This window comes from Kocuria atrinae C3-8, assembly GCF_000286355.1.
Lineage (GTDB): Bacteria > Actinomycetota > Actinomycetes > Actinomycetales > Micrococcaceae > Kocuria > Kocuria atrinae_A.
On sequence record NZ_AJXN01000134.1, the window covers coordinates 1 to 8985 of the forward strand.

Sequence of the window (8985 nt, forward strand, 5' to 3'; positions counted from 1 at the left end):
AACGTCACGCCCTCTTACAGCTAGCAGCACCGCCCGCCAAAATGTATGCGGAAAGTACGGATCCGCCGCCTGAATGATCGCGGTCCTGGATTTCTCATCCGTTTCGCTCATGGGCGTTTTAACTGTGTCAGTAGCCATCACGCACTCTCCTTCGGAATTTCATCGCCCGTGTACATAACCCAGGTCTGGATAGCCGCCATTACGAAACACATCGCCAGGGTGAAACCCGTAGTGGCCTCGAAGAGCCCGACGTGGGTGATGAGGTTGAGAAGTCCGAACAGCGCAATCGCAATGGACACTCCGAACCCGACCACATACAGGTTCGATGGGGGCAGAGGAAATGGTTGATCGGATACCGCTTGTCCCCTGGCTTCCGCCTTCAGCACCTTCTTTTCGTGGCGGACTCTTATTTTCTGCCGACGGGTGCCTCTCCCGAGTATTCCGCCGATGGCACTACCCACTGCAGGCCCGATGGCGACGAAGAAGATCGAGCCCGCCTGAAACCCAGACGAGAACAACTCGACTAGAGCGAAGACACCCAGCGTGAAGAAGTACACCCATGCCGCGTATGCAATCGCTCGACCCGCCGTCCACGGATACCACCAGTCCAGCTCAATGACCTGCTCATCGCTGAGCACTGGGACACTTCTCTGTTCTGGCACTGCGGTTGACATCTGAAACACCTTCTCGTGACTCGTCACGTTCTGGGCATTCCACCGTTGCATGTCTGACCAGCCACTTCAACTAGCCAAATGGCCAGTTTTCTTTCCTACGCGATAGGCCACCAGACCCACAGCGGTGACACCCGAGAGCGTGATGGCCCAACTGGCCCAGCCCGTTCCGCTCGACCACTGACCGAGCCACTCTGGTAGAACAAACCGTTCACTGGCGGCCCTCAATATTGGTGCCTTTACCCAAGTACAAGAACCACACCAGTAGTGCCACTGGTATGAAGCACATGGCGAAGATAAACCAGTTCAGCGGGCCGAAGGCGCCCAAGTGGCTCATGAGACTGAGAAAACCGAACAGGGCGAACCCTATGGATATCGCGTAAGCCACCAACCTCCAGGTGGGTGTTACCGACTCTGGAGATCTAGACCCACTCTCTTGGCTTTGACTGCCCCACTTAAGCTTCCGCTTAGCCAGATGGTCGCGGTACTTCTCACGACGATTGCCCCGTGACAGGTACAGGCCTGCAGCGCCGGCTAGAGCAGCAGGAATGATGCTCCAATAGTTCAGACCGTCTCGAAGCAGGGAAAATTGCAATTCAATTGCCGTGACTGCACCTACCGCAACAAAGTAAGTCCACGCTGCATACGCGACTGCTCGCCCCACCGTATGTGGATACCACCAGTCCAGCTCGATAACTTGCTCATCAGTGAGCTTCGGGACGTTTCGCTGTTCTGGCACTGCGGTCGACATCTGAAACACCTTCTCGTGACTCGTCACGTTCTAGGCATTCCACCGTTTCATCCCTAACCGGCCCGTTCAATGGCCATATGGCCAGTTCTGGACAATCGGGGCTAGGTTTTCCGCATCACCGTGGCGGCGTCGACATCGATATCACCCTGCGATTCCGCGGCATCCGGCGATGAGCTCGGGGTAATCCCCAGTTCTTCCAAATCAATGGTCCGCAGCTGCCCGTTCGTATCGTTCACCGGTGCATGCAGCAGAGTGGCTGTGGCCCAGCCGTGGGTCAGCAGGTAGTGATCGCTGTTCGGCTCCTCGCGTCCGGTCTCGGCGCTGTACGTCACTGCAATGTGTGTGTCGTCGCCCCGATCGATCTGCGCCTGCACCGCGCCGAAGGAGGCCAATTCGGCAGGCTTGAGGCCCCGGAGACGTTCGGGGGCGACGTCGGGAACGTTGATGTTCAAGATTCTGCCGTCGAATTCCCGAGTCTCCCAACGCTCCAGAGCGAACTTGGTGACCAGTAGTGCCGTCTCCCAATGCTGCGGCTGGCCTGAGGTGATCGAGACCGCGATCCCGGGAATCCCGTGCGAAGCGGCCGTCAACGCCGCGCCTACCGTGCCCGAATGCAACGTGGCCTTACCCGTGTTCGCACCCAGGTTGACGCCGGACAGCACCATGTCCGGCACCGCACCGAACGCCCCGTAAGAAGCCAAGAAAGCGATCAGCGCCGGGGCCGCCTTCACACCCACACATTCCACGCCCTCCGGCATGTTGGGCGGATCGGCATCCACGAGCGCGATCTTGCCGTCAATCTCCTCGCCGGACAGGGACGCGCTGGCACCCGAATACTCCTCGGCGGGCGCGGCGACCTTGACCTCGTGGCCTCGGTCCAGCGCCGCTTGGGCGAGCACCGCGAGTCCCGGGGAAGCAATGCCGTCATCGTTGGTCACAAGGATGCGCATGGCCCCATGCTTCCACGCCGCTCGCCCGGTCACCAGGGCCGAGCGCGTTTAGGACAGTTTTCGAATGGTGATCTGGCGGGCGAACTTCTCGATCGTCGTGCGATTTCCCGTGCCCAACCCACGCCGCGCCACATTGAGCGCTCCAGCGGATGCGCCCAGCGCCACGGCATCGACGAGATCGAGTCCGCGCGCGAGACCCACCGAAATTCCCGCAGTCATCGAGTCTCCCGCACCTCGGTGGTCCAGCGGCGTGATCGACGGCGCGGACACCTCTCGCACCGAATCGTTCTCGACCAACAGGGCCGGATCTTTCGCTCGCGAGATGACGACGGCGCCCGCCCCGCGTTCCAGCAACATCTTGCCTGCCTCGGTGAGAGACTCGGCGGTCTCGTCCTCCACGATCTCGAGGTCCATGATTTCCTCGTGGCTGATCTTGAGGACATCTACGCCGGCGTCGACACTGGCCAGGGCAGGCTTCCCACTCAGATCCGCAACCACGGGAGTGCCGGCATCCCGTGTATCACGAATGAGCCTTCGAAAGAACGATGACGGGACCACATCGGCCGGCTCCGCACCCGTGACCACCAGGACATCGGAGGCCAGAGCGTCCACAAAGGCCGTGCCGTACAAATCATCCAACTCGTGGCGGGACAGCTCCGGCGGCGGCATGTGGGCCTGGGTCTCCCGGTCCTCACCGCGCAGATCGTAGACGTAACCGCCGTTGCCGTAGTTGTAACGCACCGCGTTGACCTGCATGCCCATACCGTCCAGCATGGTCCGGATCAGTGAACCCAGTTCCCCGCCGAACGGGCCATTGATGGAGATTTCGGCTCCCAAAGAACCGGCCATGCGGGCGACCCACAGGCCCTGACCGCCCGGATGGAGATGGACATCCGACTCATGGTCGCTGCGGTTGCGATAAGCAGCGGGCTCGGTCATCTCCACCACCAATAGCGGGGTGGGAACCAAAATCGATACGCGGGGCTCGTTCCCGGTGGACGTGGGAGTCATGGCCGAAAACTACTACGAGTTAGGCCCTGGTGAACAGTAGGCATCGGTGTCACCATGGTGGAATGAACGCCACCGCGCCCGTACGCATCCTGGAGGGCCAAGCCGCCAGCGATCACACGCAGAAAGTGCTGACCGCGTACTTCAGCGAGCTCAATCATCGAATTGACGGCGGTTTCGACCCAGATCTCACGGAGAGCACCTCACCGGAACAGGTCACACCGCCCCGCGGCGACTTCTTCCTCATGACTGAATTGATCTCCGGAGAGGTCATTGCGTGTGGTGCCGTGCGCAAACTTGATGACTCCACCGTGGAGCTCCGCCGGATCTGGGTCACCCCTGATCACCGCGGCAAGGGACACGCTCGCACACTCGTCCGTTCGCTGGAGAACAAGGTACGCGCCCTGGTGCCCACACCGCGGTCGTCTCTCTCAATGAGGAGATGACGGAGGGCATCGCCATGTTCCGCAAACGCGGCTACGAACCCGTGGAGCCCTTCCACGAGAACACCACGGCCACCGTTTTCCTGGCGCGCGAACTCTAGCTCCGGGACTCCTTAGTTTCTTTCTGGTTGGCCTTGTCGATGGCGTCGACCAACTCGTCCTTGGTCATGTCCGAGCGGCCTTCGATGTCGAGTTCCTGGGCGATCTCGTACAGGTGATCCTTGCTGGCATTGGCGTCGACGCCGCCCGCGGTGTCTTCCTTGTTGAGGCCACCTTTTTCGGCACGGTCGTCCGAGGGCCCGTTTTCGTCCTTGGGTTCCCAGTGATCCCCACCTTCTCGTGGGTGTGCTTCACCGCAGACCACGCGGTGCGTGCAGCGCGCGATGAGCTGTCGTACTCGTCCTTGGCGGAGTCGTAGGTTTGGGCGAACGTGTCCTGGGCCTTCTCATCCGAGCGCTGCAGAGTGGACGGAATTTCATCCTGAATCGCACGGCCATTCTTCTTGGACTTGGGCATGATCTGCTTCCTCTCGCGAGACACTTAATAGGTAGTGTGCTGTCGATTTTACGCGCGGCCTGTGCCGCTCGGAAGGCGGCCGAGCGGCGTCGTCAATCAACCGCTGAAGAAGAACCGCGTCAGGTGGAAGAACACCGGCGCGGCGAAAATCAGGGAGTCCGTGCGGTCCAGGATGCCGCCGTGGCCGGGGATGATCGCGCCGAAGTCCTTGATACCGCGGTCGCGTTTGAGGCTGCTCATCACCAGGCCGCCCACGAAACCCATGAGGCATGCAATCAGCGACAACAGCGCGGCCTGCCACGGCGTGAACGGGGTTAGCCACCACAGTGCAGCACCCAATGCAGTCGCAGAAAGCACGCCCCCGATGAAGCCTTCCCACGTCTTGTTGGGGCTCACGTTCGGAGCGATCTTGTGGCGACCCAACGTCTTACCCCACAGGTACTGCAGCACGTCCGAGCCCTGCACCACCACGCACACGAACAGCAGCAGCGCACCGCCTTCCACGCCGCCGGAACCCAGGGGAGATCCGTCCGCTGCGGACTTGCCCTGGTTGAACGCCACCGGCAACTGAAGGATTGCAGGCAGGTGACTCAGCGCGTACACGCACACCATGAGCCCCCACTGACTCAGGGCCGCACGATGCAGAAAATGATCCGTCCGGCCGGACAGCGCCAACAGCACGGGCAGGAACAGGAACGCGTACACCGGGATGAAGATGGCGAACATCCCGTACCAGTGTTCCCACACGAACCAGTAGTGCAGTGGAGTCAGCACGACCATGATCCAGATCAGCGCGCGGCGTCCTTCTCACCGGCCGGCACCAGCGCCATGAACTCCCGCAGTGCCACGAGCGAAAGCAGCATGAACAGCACGAGCATCACGGTTTCCCCGAGCGCCAAGCTCACGGCGAGCACACCCACCATGATCCACCAGGCGAAAATCCGCTGTCGCACGTTGATGAGCGTGTTCCGTAGCCCCTCCTTGGTGGTCCGCCGAAACATGATCTCGGCAACCACGGTGGCCACCACCAAGAACACCCCCACGCCGATCAGCAGCCGAATCGACTGCGGCCGATCAGCCCGATCTCGGTCATGACTCAGCCTCGCTTCGTGAGTTCGCGGGCGATCCAGCGCAGCCGCGTAGCCACCGTGAGAGCAGACGCCGCGGCAATGAGGATCAGCGTCACGAACAGCATCCAACCGCGCGGCAAGCCGAGCAGCGGTTCGATCATGGTCGCCAGAATCCCGACCATGAGCGTCCACATCCGCTGTTGCTTGGCCATCACGCCACCGAAGAACTGCCCCGCTCCCGCGCTCACTCCCAGCGTGCGCACGTAGGCGGTCAGCACGGCGAGACTTCCCGCGAGCCAGCCCAGGGTCACGCCACCGTCCATTGCCGACGCCGCATACCCGGCTCCCGCAAGAAGGGCCAGGTCCGAGATCCGGTCCGGCACTTCATTGAACAGTTCGCCGGTAGGGGTTTTCAGTCCGCCCTCCACCGCCAACATCCCGTCGAACATGTTGCACACGAGGCGCAACGGGATGGTCACGGCGGCGACGATGAGCAGGAGGAGGCGAGCGGCGTCGTCGAAATGCACGGAAAGCACCAGGCACAGGCAACCCAGGAGCGCGAAGCCGACCGAGGCCACGGAAATGTGATTGGGTTTCAGACCCGCCCGCTGCAGAGCGGACGCAATGCGCGTGGCCCAGCCGGTGGTGCGCTGTGGAATGGGACGGCGCAGGGGGTCTGGCGCGCTGGGGGAATTACTGCTGGAGCCCATAGATCTCCTCGAAGGTGCGCGGATTGCTTGATGCCACCTTGGCACACTCCACCGCGACCCGCGCGGACCCGGGTAGCCGCCCGTGGATTGCGACGCGCTACGCGTGGCGCATGTCCGGGGACTCCTTGTCCCGGAGCGCGGCAGTTTCCAACTGGATAGTGGCGTGGTCGAAGGAGACCGGGAAATGCTCCCGTACGCAATCGAGCACAGTCTCCAGGATCTCGGGGGCGTGCCCGGATTCGAAGCACCGGTCCTCGACCACCACGTGCGCGGACAGCACCGGCAGGCCAGTACCGATCGTGGACGCGTGCATGTCGTGAACATCGCGCACGTGTTCCAGTTCCATGATGTGTTCACGCACCTCGTCCATGTCCACGCCCTTGGGCGTGAACTCCATGAGCACTCCCATGGTTTCGCGCAGCAGACGGAATGCGCGGGGCAGGATCAACGCGGCAATGAACAAACCAGCAATGGTGTCCGCGCGCTGGAAACTGGTGGTGTGGATGACGATCGCTGCGATGATCACGCCCATGGAGCCGAGGGCGTCATTGAGGACCTCGAGGAAGGCCGCCCGCATGTTGAAATTCGAATCCCGGGAGGAGGCCAGCACGGCCATTGCCGCGATATTGGCGACCAAGCCGATGACACCGAAAATCAACAGCTCGACCGAGGGGATGTCACTGGGTTCGAAGAGCCGCCGGATGCCCTCAATGGCTGCGTAGGTGCCTACCACCAGGAGCAGGACGGCCTGCCCGAGAGCAGCAATGACTTCGATCCGGGCAAAACCCCAGGTGCGTCTGCCGCTGGGCGGACGCAGCATCATGGTTGCGGCGATCACGGCGACCAACAGACCCGAGGCATCCGCCGCGGCATGGGCGGTGTCCGTGAGCAGCGCCAGACTTCCCGTGAGCACGCTACCCACGGCCTGCGCGATCACAATGACGGCGGTGATACCGAACGCGATGACCAGCCGACGCCGCATGCCCCGTTCCGCGGCGTGGGGTACATGGGAATGCCCGTGGTCGTGACCATCCCCATGCTGACTCCCCTTCCGGCTGACCTGTCCGATCCAGTTGATAACGGTACGGCAGGGCGAACCCCTCCTACAGTGATCATTACGGTGCGCCGAGCCAAAGACCAAAACGACCGCACGCGCGCCAAGGCACCAGGAGGACACATGAGCCGTTCCACTAAAGGTAGAGATCACGCCGTGGCAGCCGTCTGGGGTTTCGCGGAGGCCACCGCCTTCTTCATCGTCCCGGATGTCTGGTTGTCCGCCCTGGCCATGAAGAGTCCGAGGCGCGGGCTGAAGTGCGTTGCCTCTGCCACAGCGGGCGCCGTGCTGGGCGGCGCGGTCACTCATGCGTGGGGAGCCAAGACCGGTGGAGGACGATCCGCACGGGCGTTGGCCGCCTTACCCGCGGTCTCCCCCACCATGGTCCGACGGGTCGAATCCGACTACTCCGCCAAGGGGTACAAGGCCTTGCTCACCGGGCCGTTGCGGGGCACACCGTACAAGATCTACGCCCGGACCAATGGCTTATTGGGCCGCCCGCTGCCGCGCTTCCTGCTGTGGTCCGTTCCGGCGCGGGCGCGCGGTTCATTCTGGTGACAGCGGCGATCGGCAGCTTGGGTGGGCTCAGCCGAAAACTCATGCCGAGCGCGCCGGAATGGGTCCGGTGGAGTATCTTCGCCGCGGGGTGGATCGGTTTCTATACGTGGTTCTTCAAGAACGTGGGCCGCTAGGGCTGGCCGGGCTCGTCTGGATATCGGGACCTGCGGGATCCGAAAGCCCGGCCGAGCGGCGGCGGCGTCGGAGCGACCCGAACCATTGCACAACGACTGACGGCACGGTAACCGGAGTTACCGTGCCGTCAGTCGTTTTCAGATGGTCTTCACTGTGAGTGGGACGCCGCTAGCGCTCCAGGATCCAGCGAGCGATGTCCTCCACGTCCTTGCGGGCCGTGGGAGTCCACACCATCAGCGAGTGGGTGTGCGGAGCATCCTCAGTCACGATCGCGGTGGTGTCCACGCCCGCGAGCTGCAGTTCCGCCACCGTGTTCATGGTGTCCGGGTAGAGGATGTCATGGTCACCCTGGGTTACCAACGTGCGCGGCAAGCCCTCGAACGTGCCGTACGCGGGGCTGACCAGCGGATCGCGAGCATCCCTCTCACCGGCCCACCAGCGGCCCGAAACACGCAGCTTCTTGACGCTGAGCATCTTGTCCTTGGACTCGTACTCGGCAATCGCCGGGTTGACCAGGGTTGCATCGACCCACGGCGCAATGAGCACCAAGCCGGCCAACGATGCCGCACCCTGATCACGCAGGCGCTGCGCCTGAGCCAGCGCCAGACCGCCACCGGAAGAATCACCCATGAAGTACACGCGTGATCCCATGGAGCGGGCCAGTTCCAGCGTTCCGTCCACGAGCGGCTGAACTTCGTCCACGGTGTGCACGGGGGCCAGTGCATAGCTGGGCACCACAACCGTGGCACCGGTGCGCTTGATGAGCTCGTCCAGGAAGCGCCAGTGCGTGCGCACCATGGGACTCACATAGCCACCACCGTGCCAGTACACGATCACCGGAGCCACCGCGCCCCACGCACGAGACTTAGGCTCGGCCACCAGCACGGGCCGCCGGCCACAACCACCTTCCGGAAGTTCACACGCTCATGCATGGAGCGGTGCGGGGCAGCCTCGGGCTTGTCCTTGCTCAGCTCCTCCCGCGCGCTGTCCTCTTCCTCGGGCAGGCTCGGCAGCAACGGCAGAACCGCGTCGGTCGCCTTGAGCGCCGGATCCGCCTGACGGAGGGTCACCTCCGAGTGCGCCATGGCATTCACGGGGACGACGCCGCTCGCGGAGTTC

General features: G+C 62.8%; 13 protein-coding genes and 1 pseudogene. 3 read left to right on the top strand and 11 right to left on the bottom strand.

Going from position 1 to position 8985, the window contains the following annotated elements:
* Positions 1–137: 137 nt before the first annotated feature.
* The 4 genes from YO9_RS0113500 to YO9_RS0113515 all read right to left on the bottom strand — a co-directional run bounded on the left by YO9_RS0113500 (position 138) and on the right by YO9_RS0113515 (position 3383).
* Positions 138–674 (bottom strand): hypothetical protein, encoded by a 537-nt coding sequence (locus YO9_RS0113500; RefSeq protein WP_223286578.1) that lies wholly within the window; start codon positions 672–674, stop codon positions 138–140.
* 208 nt (positions 675–882) lie between these two features.
* A complete protein-coding gene (locus YO9_RS0113505) occupies positions 883–1422 on the bottom strand; it encodes a hypothetical protein (protein WP_223286579.1) in 540 nt (179 codons plus the stop codon).
* Positions 1423–1523: 101 nt separating this feature from the next.
* A complete protein-coding gene (gene surE / locus YO9_RS0113510) occupies positions 1524–2372 on the bottom strand; it encodes a 5'/3'-nucleotidase SurE (RefSeq protein ID WP_016997961.1) in 849 nt (282 codons plus the stop codon).
* 48 nt (positions 2373–2420) lie between these two features.
* Positions 2421–3383: a 1-phosphofructokinase family hexose kinase gene (locus YO9_RS0113515; RefSeq protein WP_031273332.1), complete on the bottom strand. Its 963-nt coding sequence runs from the start codon at positions 3381–3383 to the stop codon at positions 2421–2423.
* Positions 3384–3445: 62 nt separating this feature from the next.
* Between YO9_RS0113515 and YO9_RS0113520 the strand changes: the two genes are divergently transcribed.
* Complete coding sequence (locus YO9_RS0113520) at positions 3446–3826, top strand: GNAT family N-acetyltransferase (RefSeq protein ID WP_016997965.1); 381 nt, start codon at positions 3446–3448, stop codon at positions 3824–3826.
* 94 nt (positions 3827–3920) lie between these two features.
* Here the strand turns inward: YO9_RS0113520 and YO9_RS0113525 are convergent.
* The 5 genes and pseudogenes from YO9_RS0113525 to YO9_RS0113540 all read right to left on the bottom strand — a co-directional run bounded on the left by YO9_RS0113525 (position 3921) and on the right by YO9_RS0113540 (position 7101).
* Positions 3921–4339: pseudogene (locus YO9_RS0113525) on the bottom strand (ChaB family protein).
* Between the two features lie 96 nt (positions 4340–4435).
* Positions 4436–5113 (bottom strand): phosphatidate cytidylyltransferase, encoded by a 678-nt coding sequence (locus YO9_RS0113530; RefSeq protein WP_262925697.1) that lies wholly within the window; start codon positions 5111–5113, stop codon positions 4436–4438.
* 14 nt (positions 5114–5127) lie between these two features.
* Positions 5128–5382: a hypothetical protein gene (locus YO9_RS18710; protein WP_223286580.1), complete on the bottom strand. Its 255-nt coding sequence runs from the start codon at positions 5380–5382 to the stop codon at positions 5128–5130.
* A 53-nt stretch (positions 5383–5435) separates the two neighbouring features.
* Complete coding sequence (locus YO9_RS0113535; protein WP_016997972.1) at positions 5436–6119, bottom strand: CDP-alcohol phosphatidyltransferase family protein; 684 nt, start codon at positions 6117–6119, stop codon at positions 5436–5438.
* A gap of 97 nt (positions 6120–6216) precedes the next feature.
* Positions 6217–7101, bottom strand: coding sequence for a cation diffusion facilitator family transporter (locus YO9_RS0113540; protein ID WP_016997974.1), 885 nt, complete (start codon positions 7099–7101; stop codon positions 6217–6219).
* 195 nt (positions 7102–7296) lie between these two features.
* On the opposite strand from YO9_RS0113540, the gene YO9_RS0113545 reads away from it, so the two are divergent.
* Positions 7297–7731, top strand: a complete 435-nt coding sequence (locus tag YO9_RS0113545; RefSeq protein WP_223286581.1) for a hypothetical protein — start codon at positions 7297–7299, stop codon at positions 7729–7731.
* On the top strand, positions 7728–7865 hold the full coding sequence (locus YO9_RS18715) for a hypothetical protein (protein WP_223286582.1): 138 nt from the start codon (positions 7728–7730) through the stop codon (positions 7863–7865). The genes YO9_RS0113545 and YO9_RS18715 overlap by 4 nt, the downstream gene beginning before the upstream one ends.
* Before the next feature lie 169 nt (positions 7866–8034).
* Here the strand turns inward: YO9_RS18715 and YO9_RS0113550 are convergent, their stop codons facing one another.
* The gene (locus YO9_RS0113550; protein ID WP_223286583.1) at positions 8035–8751 is read right to left on the bottom strand and encodes an alpha/beta hydrolase fold domain-containing protein; all 717 of its coding nucleotides are present in this window, start codon (positions 8749–8751) and stop codon (positions 8035–8037) included.
* Positions 8700–8985, bottom strand: a 286-nt coding sequence (locus YO9_RS0113555; protein WP_223286584.1) for a hypothetical protein, incomplete at its 5' end; no start/stop codon positions are given. The genes YO9_RS0113555 and YO9_RS0113550, both read right to left, overlap by 52 nt.

What these genes read in the sequence shown, in the direction of transcription:
- YO9_RS0113500 (WP_223286578.1), bottom strand. Translation starts at nt 674, where the DNA reads ATGTCAACCGCAGTGCCAGAACAGAGAAGTGTCCCAGTGCTCAGCGAT.
- YO9_RS0113505 (WP_223286579.1), bottom strand. Translation starts at nt 1,422, where the DNA reads ATGTCGACCGCAGTGCCAGAACAGCGAAACGTCCCGAAGCTCACTGAT.
- surE (WP_016997961.1), bottom strand. Translation starts at nt 2,372, where the DNA reads ATGCGCATCCTTGTGACCAACGATGACGGCATTGCTTCCCCGGGACTC.
- YO9_RS0113515 (WP_031273332.1), bottom strand. Translation starts at nt 3,383, where the DNA reads ATGACTCCCACGTCCACCGGGAACGAGCCCCGCGTATCGATTTTGGTT.
- YO9_RS0113520 (WP_016997965.1), top strand. Translation starts at nt 3,446, where the DNA reads ATGAACGCCACCGCGCCCGTACGCATCCTGGAGGGCCAAGCCGCCAGC.
- YO9_RS0113535 (WP_016997972.1), bottom strand. Translation starts at nt 6,119, where the DNA reads ATGGGCTCCAGCAGTAATTCCCCCAGCGCGCCAGACCCCCTGCGCCGT.
- YO9_RS0113540 (WP_016997974.1), bottom strand. Translation starts at nt 7,101, where the DNA reads ATGCGGCGTCGGCTGGTCATCGCGTTCGGTATCACCGCCGTCATTGTG.
- YO9_RS0113545 (WP_223286581.1), top strand. Translation starts at nt 7,297, where the DNA reads ATGAGCCGTTCCACTAAAGGTAGAGATCACGCCGTGGCAGCCGTCTGG.